General features: G+C 34.3%; 15 protein-coding genes, 2 pseudogenes and 1 other annotated feature. Of the genes and pseudogenes, 5 read left to right on the top strand and 12 right to left on the bottom strand.

What is annotated here, in order from left to right; all coding sequences use genetic code 11:
* Positions 1–49: 49 nt before the first annotated feature.
* The 3 genes from speB to BLV40_RS06810 all read right to left on the bottom strand — a co-directional run bounded on the left by speB (position 50) and on the right by BLV40_RS06810 (position 2,268).
* The gene (gene speB, locus BLV40_RS06820; RefSeq protein ID WP_026592040.1) at positions 50–994 is read right to left on the bottom strand and encodes an agmatinase; all 945 of its coding nucleotides are present in this window, start codon (positions 992–994) and stop codon (positions 50–52) included.
* A gap of 227 nt (positions 995–1,221) precedes the next feature.
* Positions 1,222–1,860 carry a FusB/FusC family EF-G-binding protein gene (locus BLV40_RS06815; protein WP_090688363.1) on the bottom strand — a complete coding sequence of 213 codons (639 nt, stop codon included), beginning with the start codon at positions 1,858–1,860 and terminating at the stop codon, positions 1,222–1,224.
* A gap of 144 nt (positions 1,861–2,004) precedes the next feature.
* Positions 2,005–2,268 (bottom strand): CD3324 family protein, encoded by a 264-nt coding sequence (locus BLV40_RS06810; RefSeq protein WP_026592042.1) that lies wholly within the window; start codon positions 2,266–2,268, stop codon positions 2,005–2,007.
* Positions 2,269–2,598: 330 nt separating this feature from the next.
* Here BLV40_RS06810 and BLV40_RS06805 point away from each other — a divergent pair.
* Positions 2,599–3,296, top strand: a pseudogene (locus BLV40_RS06805) (polysaccharide deacetylase family protein).
* Between the two features lie 51 nt (positions 3,297–3,347).
* Here the strand turns inward: BLV40_RS06805 and BLV40_RS06800 are convergent.
* Positions 3,348–4,685, bottom strand: a complete 1,338-nt coding sequence (locus BLV40_RS06800) for a sodium-dependent transporter (RefSeq protein WP_090688360.1) — start codon at positions 4,683–4,685, stop codon at positions 3,348–3,350.
* 296 nt (positions 4,686–4,981) lie between these two features.
* Positions 4,982–5,204, bottom strand: a binding site (T-box leader).
* Positions 5,205–5,433: 229 nt separating this feature from the next.
* Here BLV40_RS06800 and BLV40_RS06795 point away from each other — a divergent pair.
* Positions 5,434–7,068, top strand: a complete 1,635-nt coding sequence (locus BLV40_RS06795) for a putative polysaccharide biosynthesis protein (protein ID WP_090688357.1) — start codon at positions 5,434–5,436, stop codon at positions 7,066–7,068.
* A gap of 45 nt (positions 7,069–7,113) precedes the next feature.
* Here BLV40_RS06795 and BLV40_RS06790 read toward each other — a convergent pair whose 3' ends face one another.
* From BLV40_RS06790 to BLV40_RS06760, 6 genes are all read right to left on the bottom strand, one after another.
* Positions 7,114–7,938, bottom strand: a complete 825-nt coding sequence (locus tag BLV40_RS06790) for a DUF4037 domain-containing protein (protein WP_090688354.1) — start codon at positions 7,936–7,938, stop codon at positions 7,114–7,116.
* Between the two features lie 124 nt (positions 7,939–8,062).
* Positions 8,063–8,980 (bottom strand): cysteine synthase A, encoded by a 918-nt coding sequence (gene cysK, locus BLV40_RS06785; protein ID WP_026592047.1) that lies wholly within the window; start codon positions 8,978–8,980, stop codon positions 8,063–8,065.
* A gap of 15 nt (positions 8,981–8,995) precedes the next feature.
* The gene (locus BLV40_RS06780; RefSeq protein ID WP_090688351.1) at positions 8,996–10,204 is read right to left on the bottom strand and encodes an MFS transporter; all 1,209 of its coding nucleotides are present in this window, start codon (positions 10,202–10,204) and stop codon (positions 8,996–8,998) included.
* 401 nt (positions 10,205–10,605) lie between these two features.
* Positions 10,606–12,168, bottom strand: a complete 1,563-nt coding sequence (locus BLV40_RS06775) for a Vga family ABC-F type ribosomal protection protein (RefSeq protein ID WP_026592049.1) — start codon at positions 12,166–12,168, stop codon at positions 10,606–10,608.
* Between the two features lie 328 nt (positions 12,169–12,496).
* Positions 12,497–13,756 carry a GTPase HflX gene (gene hflX, locus BLV40_RS06765; RefSeq protein WP_090688348.1) on the bottom strand — a complete coding sequence of 420 codons (1,260 nt, stop codon included), beginning with the start codon at positions 13,754–13,756 and terminating at the stop codon, positions 12,497–12,499.
* A 522-nt stretch (positions 13,757–14,278) separates the two neighbouring features.
* Positions 14,279–15,079: a polyphosphate kinase 2 family protein gene (locus BLV40_RS06760; protein ID WP_026592052.1), complete on the bottom strand. Its 801-nt coding sequence runs from the start codon at positions 15,077–15,079 to the stop codon at positions 14,279–14,281.
* Positions 15,080–15,193: 114 nt separating this feature from the next.
* On the opposite strand from BLV40_RS06760, the gene BLV40_RS06755 reads away from it, so the two are divergent.
* Positions 15,194–16,015, top strand: coding sequence for a YwqG family protein (locus BLV40_RS06755; RefSeq protein WP_090688343.1), 822 nt, complete (start codon positions 15,194–15,196; stop codon positions 16,013–16,015).
* Positions 16,016–16,463: 448 nt separating this feature from the next.
* Here the strand turns inward: BLV40_RS06755 and BLV40_RS06750 are convergent, their stop codons facing one another.
* Positions 16,464–16,919, bottom strand: coding sequence for a GNAT family N-acetyltransferase (locus BLV40_RS06750; protein WP_000597922.1), 456 nt, complete (start codon positions 16,917–16,919; stop codon positions 16,464–16,466).
* A 618-nt stretch (positions 16,920–17,537) separates the two neighbouring features.
* Between BLV40_RS06750 and BLV40_RS29595 the strand changes: the two genes are divergently transcribed.
* Together BLV40_RS29595 and BLV40_RS29075 are read left to right on the top strand one after the other, a co-directional pair.
* Complete coding sequence (locus tag BLV40_RS29595) at positions 17,538–17,663, top strand: hypothetical protein (protein WP_280138892.1); 126 nt, start codon at positions 17,538–17,540, stop codon at positions 17,661–17,663.
* Between the two features lie 33 nt (positions 17,664–17,696).
* The gene (locus BLV40_RS29075; RefSeq protein ID WP_244525341.1) at positions 17,697–18,029 is read left to right on the top strand and encodes a hypothetical protein; all 333 of its coding nucleotides are present in this window, start codon (positions 17,697–17,699) and stop codon (positions 18,027–18,029) included.
* A 399-nt stretch (positions 18,030–18,428) separates the two neighbouring features.
* Here the strand turns inward: BLV40_RS29075 and BLV40_RS06740 are convergent.
* Positions 18,429–18,660: pseudogene (locus BLV40_RS06740) on the bottom strand (WYL domain-containing protein); the annotation flags it as partial.

Raw genomic sequence — 18,660 nt, 5'->3', positions numbered from 1 at the left:
AAAAATGGTTTCATTGGCCTTTTTGTATTTCAGTATAATAATTAACTCCTTACTTATTCCCTTCATTTTTCAACTGCAACGCAATTAAACTAGCAAAATCATGCACAAGTGTTGCAGCTAAAAGCGACGTAATTTGCGATTGATCATATGGCGGTAACACTTCTACTAAATCGAAACCAATATAATTAAACCCACTTAATGAGCGCACCATATTTAATGTCTCACGGCTGTTAAATCCCCCCACCTCTAACGTACCTGTACCAGGCGCACAAGATGGATCTACAAAATCAATATCAAATGTTAAGAAACACGGTGTATCGCCAATCGTTTCCCTCATTTGCTTAAGAACGCTCTCAAAACCACGATTACATAATTCCGCTGTTGTAATGACGTTATATCCCAAGTCGCTACTAGCTTCTATATCACCAGGATGATTCAATGTTCCTCGAATTCCAATTTGAAATACTTTATCTGGTTGTAATAGCCCTTCCTCATGTGCACGTATAAACGGCGAACCGTGCCAATATTTTTCCTCATAATATGTATCCCATGTATCAGTATGAGAGTCGAAATGAATCATTGCTACCGGTCCATGAACTTTAGCTGCTGCACGAAGACTTGCTAATGTAACTGAATGATCTCCACCAAGTCCGATTGGAATAATTCCTTGATTCATTAAACCAAAAACAGCTTCTTCAATTATATCATAGCTGCGATGAATATTATGCGGAATAACAGACACATCACCAATATCAATCGCATTTGTGTCATCGAACGGATATACATGGTGAATTGGATGATATGGAAATAGCGTCATAGATGCTTGACGAATGGCTTGCGGAGCAAAACGCGCACCGACGCGAAAGGAAGCAGCCGTATCAAACGGCATTCCTAAAATTGCAACTTTTGCTTTTTCATTACTTGATGGCAATCTCATAAATGTACCTGTCGTACAAAACTCTGGTTTTACATCTGGCGTTAGTGGATATTTCATTTCTCATTTCCCCTTTTAAACATGATTTTTACATTTAAAAGAAACTTACTTTAAATACCTTTTTCTTTTATTACAATGCAAAAATTGTGCCATTTAAAAAGTGATTCATTACTTTCTCTCCGTACTTTTTCATCTATGCAAAATTGAATAAATCATGACATAACGCATAAAAAGGACGAAAGATATTCGTCCTTTTTGTTTTCTATATTTATCACTCCAGCTATAATTTATTTTCTCAATCTCTCAATAAAATCATTCAACCTATCAAGCGATTTCATATTCTGATTACAAGCAATACTATCTTGACAGATATAATTTCCTTTTTTAACAAAAGTACCTGGTATATCCCCTTTTATTTCAACTAAAAACATTCCTACTTCTTCATGACCGTGGCACAATGCACAAATGCCTTTTTTATTTAAACTTTGGAACGTTCCTTGCAAACCAACAAACTTGTTTCTGTTTTTTGCTATAATAAACTTTTTACCAGTTCCTTTATCAATCCAACCTAGATATGACATTTCTTTCATATTTATTTCTTCCATTTCAGGGAGCTTCAGTTTTTTAGCTTTAGGAAATAACTTTTTTAACGCTTGCGGTGTAACTTCCTGAAAAGGAATGACATATGGGGTTAACTTGAGTAAAAATGCTTCTGCATCCTCTCTATTTTCAACTGTTAAAATCGTATCAATTAATTCTTTTTGTTCAGCAGTAAGATTTTCAAAAACATGTAATACTTTTTCTATTGCAAGTGACTTCAGGGCAGTAATAACACCTCTATCATTTGCTGTTGCATGCCCGTGCACTAGAATATGAGTTTGTGATTTTATAAAATTATATTGATCACTTCTAATAAATGCTTCCATTGTTATCACTCCATACAAATTGTTGATCTCTTATTATTTTATACAATAAACTCATTTTATAAAATGCAGAAAATAATTTAGAAACAAAGTTTACATAAAAAGCACTGATTATTTCATATAAAATAATCAGTGCTTACGTCATTTTTATTTAGAATACACTATTTTCTTAATTGTTTCATTCGAAAGAAAATATTCTTCAGCTAATTGATGAATAGATACTCCGCTTTTAAATGCATATTTAATCGCTCGATTCCGCTCATCAAGTTGCTTTCTTCCTCCAGATCGTGTACCCCATTTATAATGTGTATTTTCCTGTTTTGGAATATAAATTGTTTCACCTTGCACATACTTTTGAATTTCTATAATTAAATTTTCTGGTAAAACAGCCGCTGCTTTTACGTATTTCATTTCTGCTCGCCCCTTATTTTTATGATTCATTTCAATAAGGTGCAAAGCCAAATATAAAAGAAATGATACGAGCTCATTTTGGCGATTGTATATTACTTGTCTACCTCACGCAAAGTATCGCCATTTCCATACTTGGCTTTGCATGAGACGCTGCAGTATTTGGCAATTGTATTGTAATCACCATATCAACACCTCCTAATATACCTTTTGATTCTTATTATATGACAACTTTTTCTTTCTTGCATCCTCATGATTTTTAGAAAAGCAGTAATTTATTTGTTTTGATATAATACATACAAATTGAAATGAAAAATAATGCGAGGTCACTTTATGAAAAAAAGAATCATTACATCATTCATTATACTAATCACTCTTCTCATCTTACTATTTGGAGCCTATAAACTCATGAATTCACGAACGTATCAATTATTTGGTGAATTAACAAATCGAGTAGAAACAAATCAAAAGATTGTTGCACTAACCTTTGATGATGGTCCTACAAAAAATGTAGAAAAAATATTACCACTCTTAAATAAATATAATGCGAACGCTACTTTTTTTGTTATTGGAACTGAACTAGAGAAAAACTTAAAATTAGGGCGAGCAATCGTAAAATCTGGACATCAACTTGGAAATCATACATATTCTCATAATCGAATGATTTTTAAGACACCTTCTTTTATGAAAGAAGAAATTGAAAAAACAAATACATTCATTCGCACAACAGGATATACAGATCAAATTGATTTCCGGCCACCGAATGGAAAAAATTAATCGGCTTGCCCTACTATTTAAACAAGCATCACATTGAAACCATTACTTGGGACCTTGAGCCTGACACGTATTACAATTCACCCTCTGATAAAGTGAACTATGTAAATAAAAATGTAAAACCTGGTTCTATCATCTTATTACATTCCATGTATGATGATTCTGAAAAGTATTTACAGGCACTTGAAGGTATTTTAGATTCTTTATCTAAAATAGGTTATCAATTTGTAACTGTAAACGAATTGCAAAAAAGATAATTCTACAGTGAAAAGGCCCTAGCATCATGTTATGCTAGAGCCTTTTGTATTTTAAATTACTCCAATCACATCTAAAAATACGATAATAATAGCAATTGGTGCTACATAGCGAAGTAAACATAGCCATAAAACAAATAGTTTATATCCTTTATTTTTACTTACACCAAGTTCTTTCATTAATACGTCTTTCTTCATTTTTAATGGAACAAAGATTGCAACTAATAAAACACCAAGCGGCATAAGTACATTACTTACTGCAAAGTCTGCTAAATCAAATATTGTTTTTCCAAAGAGCTTCACATCGCTTAGCACACCATATGATAGTGCCGATGGAATCCCAACAACGAAAATTAATAACCCAACAATCAATGCAACCTTTTCACGTTTCCCTTTACCTTTTGTTGTTAACGAGGCAACGCTAATTTCTAACATAGAAATTGCTGATGTTATAGTGGCAAAGAAAAATAGTAATAAGAAAACAATGAAAAATAGTTTTCCGAATGCCATTTTACTGAAAATAGCTGGTAGTACAATAAATAATAATCCTGGGCCTTGAGATGGTTCCATTCCAAATGCGAATACAACTGGGAAAATCGCAAGTCCAGCAAGCAATGTAATAACAAGTGTTAAACCAACAATAGAAAATGCTGAACGCGGCAGACTTTCTTCTTTTGGTAAATAGGAACTATAAGTTACCATTACTGCTACCCCGACAGATAAAGAGAAGAATGATTGTCCCATTGCATATAAAACAATTTCAGATGTTACATGCGAGAAGTCCGGTTGTAAGAAGAAGCGAACACCTTCTCCTGCTCCATCTAATGTAAGTGCACGAACAATTAACACGAAAAATAAAATAAATAGTGCTGGCATAAAATATTTATTTACTTTTTCAACACCGTTTTGGACGCCTTTACTTACGATAAAAATAGTAATAAGAATAAATAATAGCTGTGAGCCAACTGCTAAATACGGATTGGAAATGATTTCACCAAATGTTGCTTCGTATGCACCATTCCCTTCCCACAATCTACCTGTAACTGCATTCCATAAATATAATAAAATCCAACCTCCAACAACACTGTAGAAAGAAAGTAATATGAAACATGTTACAATCCCTAATTTACCAAGCCATGGCCATAACGTTTTAGGAGCGATTTCTCTATATGCATCCACAGCCTCTTTTTGTGTACTTCTTCCAATTACAAATTCTGCTAATAATAAAGGTAAACCAATCAGTAAAGTAAAACCAATGAAAATAAGGAAGAACGCACCGCCTCCTCCAATACCGGCCATATATGGGAACTTCCAAATTGCTCCAAGTCCAATCGCTGATCCTGCTGCAGCTAAAACGAAACCTAATTTCGATGTCCATTGCTGTGAATTCATATTTTTATCTCCTCTCTCTTCTATTCTTTCATACATTTCATCCTTACTCGTATTGTTCTAGCCTGTTTCCTTTCTAATACAACCACTTCCTTTCAAAAATAAAAAAACGCCCCTACAAAAACGTAGGGACGATGAAAATATCGCGGTACCACCCTAGTTGTGAAGAACACTAAGAAACACCCGAAATAAAAAACGCCCCTACGAAAACGTAGGGACGATAAAATATCGCGGTACCACCCTAGTTATGAAGATACAACAAGAATAATCCCTAAATAAAAAACGCCCCTACGTAAAAACGTAGGGACGATATATATCGCGGTACCACCCTAGTTGTGAAAAATTCTTCACCACTTTATTTGATAACGGTATACACTACCGTCTTTCATTTCTTCACAACGTGAGATTTATGAAAGATGCTCCAGGACGAACTTCATGAATAATCTATATACTGATTCACACCAACCATCAGCTCTCTGATATAGGGAGATTTCCATTACTTTACCCTTTCATTGCTCAAATATTATTTTCCGAATTGATTACTACCATTTTTATCATACATTAAAAATAGTGTCAACTAATTTTTTGAATATTTATGTATCAGATTTCTATTTTTTCATAATAAAAATTCAAAATATGACTTTTGGATGAATACTATTGTAACACTTATGGTTTATCCTTTATTAAATATACCGACAGGTTTATAGTAGTATAAGATGATTGTAACGCAGCATGAGTAGGAGGAAAAACTTTGTCTACTTCAAAAGTTTTAAAAGGAACTGCTTTACTAAGTGGTGCCACAATGATTTCGCGTATTTTAGGCTTTATATACTTCTTCCCCTTTCAACTATTAGTTGGTGAACAAGGGGTTGCCCTATACGCATATGCATATTCTTGGTATGGTATCTTACTTAGTTTTTCAACGGCTGGCATTCCGATTGCCGTATCGAAATTTGTGGCTAAATATAATGCATTAGGTGACTATAACACAAGTAAAAAACTGTATAACTCCAGTATAAAACTGATGATACTCATGGGGTTCGCCGGATTTTTAATCTTATTTATCGGAGCTCCTTATGTATCTCAGTTTATTATTCGTTCCAAAACACCAGATCCGGAGTTTATCGCTGATGTAACACTTACAATGCGAGCATTAAGCTTTGCGCTCATTCTTGTTCCAGCAATGAGTGTCACACGTGGATATTTCCAAGGATTTCAACATATGAAACCAAGTGCTGTTTCTCAAGTTGTAGAACAAATTGCACGTGTCGTTTTCATTTTAGTAGGTAGTTTTATCGTTTCAAAATTACTAGGCGGTTCTGTAGCTTCTTCTGTTGCAGTCGCTACATTTGGAGCGGTTATCGGAGCAATTGCTAGTATTTCGATTTTAATTATGTATTGGAAAAAATATAATCACTTAAAACCACCTGCGGGCGAATTAAAAACACGATCTTCAAACATTTCGTTAAGAAGCATTTATATGGAGCTACTTCGTTATGCAATCCCAATTGTTTTTGTAGGGATTGCTATCCCACTTTATACATTAGTGGATCAATATACTGTAGCCGATGCATTAAGAGCAATCGGAACACCGCTTGAAACAGCAAATGCGATATTTGCTTATATAACGAACTATGCTCAAAAATTAATTATGATTCCCGCTTCACTTGCAACTGGATTTTCCCTTACGATTATTCCAGCAATTACAAAATCATTTACAAGTGGAAAACTTGATGAACTACAAGAACAGATCACAAAAATTTTCCAATTGTTATTATTCTTTACAATCCCTGCTGCCTTTGGACTCGCCAGCATTGCATACGATTCATTCCGCATGGTATATATGAGCCCTGATACAGCTTTAGGCGGATCACAATATTTAATCTCTTATGCACCATCAGCCGTATTAAGTGCCATTTTCACAGTTTCAGCAGCTATTTTACAAGGAATTGATTATCAGAGAAAAACAATGATTGCTTTCTCCATTGGTATTCTTGTAAAAATCATCGCGAACACACCACTTATATACTTATTAGGTGGACATGGAGCAGTACTTGGAACGATTCTTGGATATCTCGTTTCTGATATCATGATGCTATATTACATTGTCAAATTTGCAAAGTTTGATATTGCAGAAACAGCTAAAACAGTATTCCTTATTACAATTTATTCAGCAGCAATGTCTGCTGTTGTAATGGGATTAAAGGCGATTGTCGGATGGCTAATCCCTGGACAACCTTATATCGAATCATTACTCATCGTTATCATCTGCGGCGCAGTTGGAGGATTGGTTTATCTTACTTTCGTATTAAAAAGTGGTCTGGCTTCACACATTCTCGGTGATCGTATTCAGCGTTTACCTGTGCTAGGAAAATTAATAAAATAAAAAAGAAGAGATGTAACTTCACTTATCGTTACATCTCTTCTTTTTCTACTTTACATACTGAATAAGTTTTTGTTGTTCATCAATATTTAGTTCTGGAGTATATGTATGAACCAAATGTAACACTTCCTGAATTAGCAATTCTAATTCTTTCACACTATATTCGGGATTTCCTAATAACGTATCCGTTAAACGCTCATACAAATTTTCAGGTCTCACTTTCATGCGTTCAATATTATAAGACATCCACTTAAAAGCTGGATGATGCACATACAGTTTATTTAAGCCAAATAAAACACCAAATAAATCTCTTTGCACTTCACAAATGATATCATAAAGCATAAGCCAATCTTTTCGTGCCAAAAGTGCCTCGCGATTATGCCAGCGATTACTTAACCAAAGATTTTCCATAATCATTCGTTTCGCTAGTTCCTCTGGATATTCTGCAACTCTATCCTTTAGCTGATTTACTTTCATTTCTCCGTATAAACTCACACCATCATGAATCGATGATACGATGCATTGTTTCTCATAATCTGTCTCATATTTATCTACTACATCAGAAATAAACTTTTCAACTGTCGTTGTTAAAAAGTTGCTAATTTCTAGCTTAATCCCTTCTGTCGTCAAATATGTTTCTGACCATTCTTCCTCTTCATAAGGATGATATGACAAAATAGTTCCACCAATGCTTTTAATAGGTTTTTGACGATCTTCATCCGCTGGCGATGCAGACCATAAAATATGTAATTCAATATCTGAATGTTCATCCTGTAACTTCCTTGCTACAGATCCTGCCAAAATAATTGCCTCTATTTTCGGATTTTGCTTATAAATTGCTGTCATTTCTATTGCTTTATCTATTAACTGCATTCTATTTCCTCCCTAAAACTACTTCCTTCTCCTTTGCTTATATTCATTCATTTCTATATTAAACCTTAATTTACCTTTTATAATAAAAAAAGAGTATACACCATGCATACTCTCTCAATATATCTTATTCAAATAATCCCATACTTAAATACCGCTCACCCGTATCAGGTGCAATACATAATACTTTCTTACCCGCACCTAATCGTTTCGCTATCATGATTGCAGCATACACGGAAGCTCCTGAAGATGGACCTACTAATAGGCCTTCTTGTCTTGCTAAATTTCGCATTGTACTTAACGCTTCTTCATCTGCAATTTGAATAATTTCATCATACACTTCTGTATTTAAATTTTTAGGAATAAACCCTGGGCTTGTTCCTACTAACTTATGAGGCCCGGGCACACCCCCGGATAAAACGGGAGATCCTTTTGGTTCAACTACTGCAATATATATATTTGGTAGTTTCTCTTTCAAAGTTTCTCCTGTTCCTGTAATCGTTCCACCTGTTCCCGCAGTTGCTACAAAAGCATCTAACTCTCCATCCATTTGCTCATAAATTTCAAGAGCTGTTGTATAACGATGGATATTCGGATTTGCTGGGTTTTCAAATTGCTGTGGAATAAAACTATTTGGTATTTCTTTTTGTAATTCTATCGCTTTTGCAATTGCTCCTGGCATTCTTTGCTCTGCTGGCGTCAAAACAACTTCAGCTCCATATGCTTTAAGTAAATTAATCCGTTCTTTTGACATATTATCTGGCATAATTAAAATGGCTTTATATCCTTTCGCAGCTGCGTTCATTGCTAAACCAATTCCTGTATTCCCACTAGTTGGTTCAATGATCGTATCACCTGGCTTAATGTGACCTTGTTCTTCCGCCATATGAATTAAATTGTACGCAGCGCGGTCTTTCACACTACGAGACGGATTAAACATTTCTAATTTCACATATACATCAGCTGCATCTTCTGGAACAAATCGTGATAATCGTACGACTGGTGTATCTCCAATTAATTCTGTAACATTATGACATAGTTTCATAGCGCATCCCCTATTCTATCGTGATTTTCGATCACTTGGCAATAACCATGACGTAAGACCAATTAACGGTAAACAACTACATAATACCATAATAAATTGCAGACTATACACGTCTGCTAACTTCCCAAGAACAACAGCCCCTAACGCTCCAAGGCCAAACGCAAGACCTACAATTAAGCCTGACACCATTCCAACTTTTCCCGGGACAAGTTCTTGTGCATATACAACGATAACACTAAAGCTACTAGAACTAATAAAACCAATACATAAAAATAATGGTACAACCCATGCGAGAGAAACATACGGTAATAAAAGTGCGAGCGGTGCAGAACCTAGCATTGAAAATACGATAATATTTTTCTTACCAAATCGATCGGCCAAAGGCCCACCAAAGAATGTACCAAGCACCCCAGCAATCATAAATGCAAATACAAAGTACTGCGCATTTTTAATAGACAAACCGTAATGCTCTATTAAATAGAATTGATAGAAATTCCCGATGCCAGCTCCATACCAAGAACGAACAAAGGTTAAGAAAACAAGAAGAACGATTACAAATTTAATATGCGTACTTACAATTGCATTCTCAGCATCAAGTGCAGCTCGTTTCTTTCTTCGCACCGCACCATTTACTAACTCATTTTTGTACCATTTTGAAACAAAAATTAATAGCACAATACCTACTGCTGCAAAAGCTGTGAATCCCAGTGATCCAATTTGCCCAAACGGAACAAAAATTAACGCTGTAAAAATGGGTGCAAGAGAATTCCCTGTATTTCCTCCTACTTGATAAATCGATTGTGCCAAACCACGCTTTGTACCTGCTGCCATATAAGCAACCCGTGCTCCCTCTGGATGAAAGACCGCTGATCCTAACCCAATAAATAAAACAGAGATAATAACGATAATAAAGTTTGGCGCGAACGCAAGTCCAATCATCCCAAGCATACTTGAAAACATACCAAGTGGCAGTAGAAATGGCGACGGCTTCTTATCTGAATACATCCCAAATACAGGTTGCATAATCGATGACGTCATATTTAATGCAAATGCAATCCACCCTACTTGCATATAAGATAGATTCATCGACTTTTCCAGAATAGGAAATAGCGCTGGTACAACAGCCTGCATCGAGTCATTTAAAAAATGGCCGAAACTAATCGCAAATAAAATACGATAAATCGTCGGTGAATCCACTGTATTTTCCTTTGACACTGCCTGCATAGTTCACTCTCTCCTTCCCTAAAAACAGAAAATACAACTTATAAACCGTACACTTACTGTACTAATTTCTGATTTTTGAAACATTTCCTATTCTATAATGGTTTTATCTCTTTTTCCAGTAACACAACTTCGATTTTATATAAATCATTTACTCTATTATATTTATATAAGAATTACCAGTTTTAATTATAGCGATTTTTTCTTCTTTTATACTTAGACAGAAATGAAGGCAAAGCATGAAAACTATGAAGAAAGGACAAAAGAAATTGTTGCACTCTCACTCACATTATTAGTATTTTTATCTGCATAGTGGCAAAAACAAGAAACAACATCTAGCTCAGAAAAAAAGTACATCACTCCATTAGTCGTAATGTACTTTTTATTTTCTAAATAAAATTTAATTATAATTCTCTTTTTTCTTTTAAAAGTTTTTGAAATTCTATTTCTAAATCTTCAGATGGTTCAATACTTAAGCGACTTAGTACTTCCGATATTTTTGTTTCAAGTAAAAGAAGCTGATCTTCTTTCGTATCTCGCGTCTTTTCCACTTGATTGAGTTTATATTGCTGATACGTTCCATCAAATAACTTAATCTCTTGATCATGAATTGCTAAAATTCGTGTAGCAATATTTTCAATAAACCGGCGATCATGTGAGACAAAGATTACACTTCCTTCGTACTCTTTTAGAAGAGACTCTAACGCTTCAACAGCTTCCATATCGAGAAAGTTCGTCGGTTCATCTAACACTAAAGTATTAATATCACTTAAAAATAACTTCGTCAGCGCTACTTTCACTCGTTCACCGCCACTTAAAACCCTTACAGGCTTATAAACATCATCTCTGAAAAAATGCATTCTCGCAAGAACCGTTCGGATCAGTGTTTCATCCTGCTTGGAAGAAGACTGGACATTTTCGATAATTGATTTTTCTGTATCTAATATGTTTAAATTTTGACTAAAATAACCAATTTTCATAGCTGGTGAAAGTCTAATGCCATACTCTTGATTCATAATTATTTTTACAAGTGTCGTTTTCCCACTTCCATTTGAGCCGATAATCGCTAATTTATCCCCACCTCGAATATGAAAACTCGTTTTGCTCCAAAGTACACGCTCACCAACTTTACCTGTTACATCTTTTACTCGAAGAATAATCCGATTTTTAAACGTTTCCGCATTCGGCAGGTTCATCTTAAGCGGTGGAATTTCTTTTATTTTTTCTACCTTTTCAAGCTTTTCTAACCTCGTTTCAATGGCCGATGCTGTTTTTTGTAGCTTCTTTTGCTTTTTGGCAAAGTATGGCTTTGCTCCTGTAATTCTCGCTTCGGATTTACTTACTTTTTTTGGCGTTTTTGTTGCTCTTTCAGCTTTTTTCTCTTTTAGTTTCATTGCTTCTTCTAGCTGCTTTTTCTTTTTTTCATATGTTTCATAAGCTAATTGTTCTTGATGAAGCTCTATTTCTTTTTGTTTTACATAATCACTATAGTTGCCTGTATACTCTTTTATCTTTCCTTCATTCAATTCCCATATAGTTGTACAAAGAGCATCTAAAAACGCACGGTCATGTGAAATAACAACAAATGCACCTTGCCACTTTTTCAATTTCTTCTCCAACCATTCGATATGTTCTGTATCTAAATTTGTTGTCGGCTCATCTGCTAGTAAAAGTTCTGGGTCTTTCACAAAAACCTTTTGAATATATTCTTGCGTCACTTCACCACCACTTTTCGTTGTATCCGTCCGTTTAAGTTGCGGTAAAAGTTCACATTTAGTACGTTGAATAACATTTCCTTCTTCTGGAGAAATTTCCCCAGCTAACATTTGAAATAACGTTGTTTTCCCGCTTCCATTTCTACCTACTAACCCAATTCGAGCATTTTGCTGAATTTGTAGTTGATCTATATCTAATAATAAACGATCCTTTACATAATACTTTATACAATTAGCTTCTAATAAAAACATAGTAACATCTCCTTTTATCAAATCTAGGAGACAAAAAATGCCCCCTATATCCATTCAGAATAGGAGGCATCAATCATTTATAGGTGCATACCAAAAGAGACTATCCCTTTTAGATCCAACTATAGAAGTCCCATCCTATTCTGAAAAACGCAAATTGAAGGCATCACAAATAACAGCGTTATCGTATGCTAAAAAACCTTCAATTGTTTGCTTTCGTAAATAGGATTAGTACTTCATGTAATTGGGTCACCCTTCCGTTCTTTTCATTTCATTCATGCTACTTTTAGTATAACTAAAAATTCCAAATAAAATCAATGTCTTTTTCATTTTAAATGACAAAATGTTTATATTTTTCAAAATCACTCGTCTTACATTCAAGTGAAATTTTCGTACCTTCATTTTCATAAGTCGTAGATGTAACATGTGCATAATCATTGAAATAAGAGACCATTTTCCCTTGATTATACGGAATTAACATCTCACACTTTGTATACTCTTTGTATATGTGCGAACGAATCATTTCTACAAGTTCCTCAATCCCAATTTGTTGTTTTGCAGATAGATACACTCGATCCTCCTGAGTTTTCGGGATTTCAACATCCATCATATCTGATTTGTTATACGCATAGATCGTTGGAATATTTTCAACACCAATTTGTTTTAAAGTTTGGTTTGTAATCTCAATCAATTGTTCATAATTTGGATTTGCATAATCCACTACATGAATCAATAAATCTGCCTCCGCTACTTCTTCTAATGTAGAACGGAATGCTTTCACAAGGTGGTGCGGTAATTTACTTACAAACCCAACTGTATCTGTTAATAAAAATGATTTATTATCTGGAAGTTCAATATTTCGCACTGACGTTTCCAGCGTCGCAAATAACATATCCTTTTCAAATACTTGTTTCTCGGTAGAACCGTTAAAGATCTCCAGCATCGTATTCATTATCGTTGACTTACCCGCATTTGTATATCCTACTAAGGAAACAACAGGAATTTCATTTTTCTTACGTTGTTTGCGCTGCGTTTGGCGCTGTGCGACAAGCGCTTCTAACTCTTTATTTAACGCTGCAATCTGTTCCTCAATTTTACGACGGTCTAATTCTAATTTCTTCTCACCGACACCTTTGTTTTTCGTACCAACGCCGCCGCTCTGTCTTCCTAAAGATTCACGAAGACCGATTAAACGTGGCATCATATATTGCAGGTGTGCTACTTCAACTTGCAACTGTGCTTCTTTTGTCTTCGCACGCTGCGCAAAAATATCTAAAATTAAAATTGTACGATCAATGACTTTACAATCTAAATCAGCTTCTAAATTTCGAATTTGCGAAGGTGATAGTTCATCATTAAAGATCACCATGTTCGCATCTGCTTCCTTCACAAAAGTAGAAACTTCTTCAATTTTCCCTTTTCCAATATAATGTGATGGATTCACGCGGTGCAAATTTTGTGTAACTCGCCCTACAACTTCCACATCACACGCTTCCGTAAGATTTGTTAACTCCTCCATCGAATATTCAAAATCACTTTCATTATTTAAATTTACTCCAACTAATATCGCTTTTTGCACTAGTTCTTCCATACATTAATTCCTCCATTTCGATTACGTAAAATAAAAAGCACAGGTCACTGCCTGTGCTTTTTGCAAACGGATGAGAGTACACCAAATAAACAAAAGAAAGCATTGCTTTCAAATTGCTACATGGTCAATAAGTCCCAAATGATATACGTATTCAAGGAAGCATACACATATACCACATCATTCTATTTATAAAGGCAAAACAAAAAGAGGGCGTATTCGTCCCTCCCTCTTTTCACATATCTGTTCAATAAAGGGTTCCTTTAAAATAGGCAGACCAATCCCGTTCACTCTGTACACAGACAGAGCCTTTGAGCGCTATTCAATTATTGGCACAAAGTATTGAGACGTAATCTGATTAAAATCAAAGGAGACCCCTCCGTTCATTAAAAGTTACATAAATCTTAGCATAATTATGTAGTTTTCACAAGAATAAACTTCACTTATGGGCATAAACAAAATCATCAATTTCCGATTATATTCTTCATTTTTTGCGTACACTTCTTATGGTGAAGAGGACATAATTTAATTTTGTACTTGTTCGCTTTCCTCTTGCATTTCCTTTTTCATTTCATGATAGTATGATGGTAATTCGATTCCATGCTCTATAAAATAATTTTCAATTAATGAAATGATCACTTTCAATGTTTTCACACGTGCATATAATTTATCGTTACTAGCGATAATATTCCAGCTTGCATTCGGTTTATCTGTTTTCTCAAACATTTCTTCCATTGCCCGGACATATTCATCCCACTTTTCACGATTGCGCCAATCTTCATCTGTAATTTTCCATCTCTTCAGAGGATTTTTCTCCCGATCCTTAAATCGTGCCAGTTGTTCATCTTTACTAATATGATAGAAGAATTTTGCTACTATGTAATGATCATCCGTTAATAATTTTTCAAAATCATTGATTTCATCGTATGCTCTCGTCCATTCTTCTTTTGTAGCAAAACCCTCTACACGCTCAACCAATACACGACCGTACCAAGAGCGATCAAAAATAGTAATTTGACCATACTGGGGAATTTTCCGCCAAAAGCGTTGCAAATAGTGGTAACGTTGTTCATGAGGAGCAGGCGCACCAATTGGATTTACTTGGAATCCACGCGGATCAAGATGCTCAGTAATTCGTTTAATCGCTCCCCCTTTTCCGGCTGCATCCCAACCTTCCATGGCCATGATAACAGCTATTTTTTCTTTTTGTAAAATTTGCTGTAGCGCTAATAAGCGCCTTTGATACTTCTCAAGTTTCTTATTATACTTTGATTTTGATTCCATTTTTTTCGTTAAATCTACTTGGGCAAGACGATCTTTTGTCATAAAATATTCCTCCTTTTTCCATGCTAATGATATTTTAACATAATTTTCAATATTTTCTTCCTTATTCAGAAAATATCACCAAATTGTTGTACAATAAAAATGAGGTGATACATAATGAAACAAACTCTACAAAATGCGCTCAAAAAGTATAATGCCATTCATCTAGAAAAGCATATTTTAAATTCTCTTGACCGAGCAATTCAAATTCATCTACGTAAAGGATCTGATGAGCAAATAGCAATCGGAACGTCAAAATTAGGAGGTTTTCCAGATTTACCTGATGAATTAAAGATTCCAACATATAACGACATACCGCTACACTTTATTGGGCAACTGAATTTAGAAGAAGTACAATCCTATCACAGAGGAAACCCACTACCTACAAAAGGCATGTTGTATTTCTTTTATGACGCAGAAGAACAACCGTGGGGATTTGATCCAAGGGATACCGGAGGACACCGCGTTATGTACACGGAAAATATAGAAAAGCTAAAACGACGAGAACTTCAAACAGAAGTGTTCCCTCCTTCAATCATTTCATTTCAAGAAACGTGGACATTAGCAAAAGAAAAAGTCGGTGAAACAGGTTTATCACATGATGATGAATGGGATCTTTATAAAGAAATAGAAGAATTGTATATCGATGGATTGCATCATTTACTCGGCTCCGCACAAGCTATACAATCAGAAGAAATGGCTGAAGAGTGTCATCTTGTTACAAACGGAATCTCTTTAGGAAATGGATACCCTTCAGATAAAGAAATAAAGCGTTTATCCGGTAGTCCTCAAGATTGGATGTTACTGTTACAACTTGATACGAACGATGAGTCTGAAATGGATTGGGGAGACACTGGTCTATTGTATTTCTGGATCAAAAAAGAGGATTTATTGCAAAGAAACTTTGAAAATACATGGTTGATTTTGCAATGTTGTTAAATCCGAAAGTATCCGGCTCGGTGTAGTGCTTATAGTAAATTAACTATGCATTCGCAGCATAATCCCCCCTCCGTCTCTAAACATTACTGTCATTGGTATAAAGTAAAACTTTAATCAGTGGGGTTTTTCTTCATCTCCCACCTAACTTCTTAGCCTTCGCTAAATTTTGAGATGGGAGTTTTACTGTCCTAAAATATCGGGATAAAACGAAAGACAGTAGAAAAAACAGCCAACTTTTTCTACAAAGTTGGCCTAATCATTATAATTGAAATTACGCTATACGAAGAAACATGATAACTGTTTGTGAAATCCTTTGACTCTTAGTTTTTGCATTACATTATTAACATGATTACGGACTACTCTCTTTTCACATAATCAGTGTTATCGGAAGTAAAAGCAAACCCTTCCCTATATGTGACTCTGAATTTTTCTTTTTTATATTGATTTCTTAGTCATTTATATATCTTATAACCGCCATTTCTTTACCAAACCTGTCACCATTATCAACAAAACCTAAACTCGAATACAAATAATGAGCCCCTTTATTTTCAGGATGATAACCTACTACTATTTTTTTTGCATTTGGTAATTTAGTCATTTCTTCAATCATTAAATTAGTTGCTGCTTTCCCTATACCATTACCTTGGAATTTCTTATCAATCATTATTCTATATACCCAATACCCATCAAGTTCTTCCATTTCAGAATTAAACATTAAAAATCCTACCACTTTTTCTTCGCAATAAATTGCATAAGGTTTTAAAGTTGGTTCGAATTTTGATTGAGCTATTGAAATAGCATTTGGTTCAATATATTCTGCTTGTCCATCGGATAACTCTAATTCACAACATTCATACCAGTTTTCTGCATTTAATTCTACAAGTTTCACAGCGGTTTTAATCATAAATTTTCCCCTTTCGAATTTAGAGAATACCTCTACCATTTATAGTTAATTAGGTGTTATTCCCTTAAAATCATTACCGATAAAAGACCTTCTGTTTGTCATAAAGAAAGCCTCTCTCACCGTTAATTGTATTTAAATTTATAATTTTTGGACTATTTTTATCATATCATGTTTTTCTATCAAGTTATTCTTATAATTAAATTTTCTTTATTTTGGGCTAGGTAATGTTTTTTTAAGTGAATACACTATACATACCCAGTTTACATAAGCTCTAATTATCGGGATTCAATGTATTTAGAAGACTATTAAAAGTCCTCCAGATTCTTTAACTGGGGGACTTTTGTGTTCAAATAATTCTTGTTATCGGAAGTCATTTCACTGTTTACATCATAGATCTTACTGTTATCTCTATTAGGGATCCCATGAATATAGGACTTAGGTTAATATTATGGTAAAATTTACTATGTGGGAGGGAGAGATTTGAGGGTTTTTATTTATATTGCTTTAATAGCATGTACTTGTATGTTAATAAGTTCGTTGATTTTGCAAAAGAAATTTCTATATAAAAAATATGATGTTTTTTTGTCTACTATAATGATAGGAGTATGTATAACCCTTATGCTCTATGGCTTTTATGGTGTAGACATTTCTATCGGTAGACCATTATGGTACGTAGCAGTATTTATATTGATTGGAGTTGTAACGGGTACTCTTATAAGTTTAGCTGTGAAACTGGGAAGGTAACAAGATAGATATAAATTTCATGTTTTTGGTCATATGCTAGGATTTTTAGGATGTGGAATACAAATTATAGCTTACTTTTATGAAGAATATCAGTGGCGTTTTTTTAATATGGAACTATTTATTTCTTTTTTCTTAATTTTATTAACTACATTATCTGTTTGTATAGCAGTGTTCTTTCATCGGATTTTTTTCATGTGTGTTGCAATTTTTCCTAGTTTATTGACAACGCAACATTTATCTATGTTTTGGATCATTGTGAGTAATAGTTTGTTTGTAATAGGTGCATTGCTTATGACTACGGAATATAAAAAGAAACGACGAGTAGATAAGCGTGTAGAGTATTTTAGAGGAAAAGGTTATTCATAATAACATCCTGATATAATTTAAATTTCTAGAATAAAAGATTAAATTGTTAATAAGGGATATCGCCACATGCCCATCAACTTAAGAATTCCGACTACCCCCAAGTGTAAAAAAACGTTATTCTTTCTAAATGTAATGTAGTGCTTTGAGAAAAAACGGTAAATCTTTTACAAAAAATATCCCCTACTTTCTAAACCAATAGTAGGGGATATTGGCGTTTTAATAGACTTAGGAAGATAAATACAATTCGTGGCTAATAGGAACATCATGCGTTGTGGATTTGAAATAAGTTTGATTATTTTTTATCTATTTTATGGCACAATCGCACTCTTTAGTTGAATAAAGGAACAATTATCTATGCAGCAATCCAGCCTAGTAGTATAAAATTAAATACAAATTAAGCTACAAGTCATGATATTTTGTTATCACTGATTTAGCCCTTTCAATAAGCTTATTTTTTATGAAATCAGGTTCTATTATTTCTGCTTCAGGTCCAATACTCCAAAGTAGTTCAACATAAAACCACTCTTCTGAAGGGTTAATATTCTTTGTTATTTTCGCGGTTCCATCCGAATTATATTCCATATTATCTCTTAACCATGATATGCTCTCAGCTTTTCTTTTTCCCTCTTTG

It is taken from the genome of Bacillus sp. 166amftsu, assembly GCF_900107445.1.
GTDB lineage: Bacteria > Bacillota > Bacilli > Bacillales > Bacillaceae_G > Bacillus_A > Bacillus_A arachidis.
This window is presented reverse-complemented; position numbering and strand designations above follow the sequence as displayed.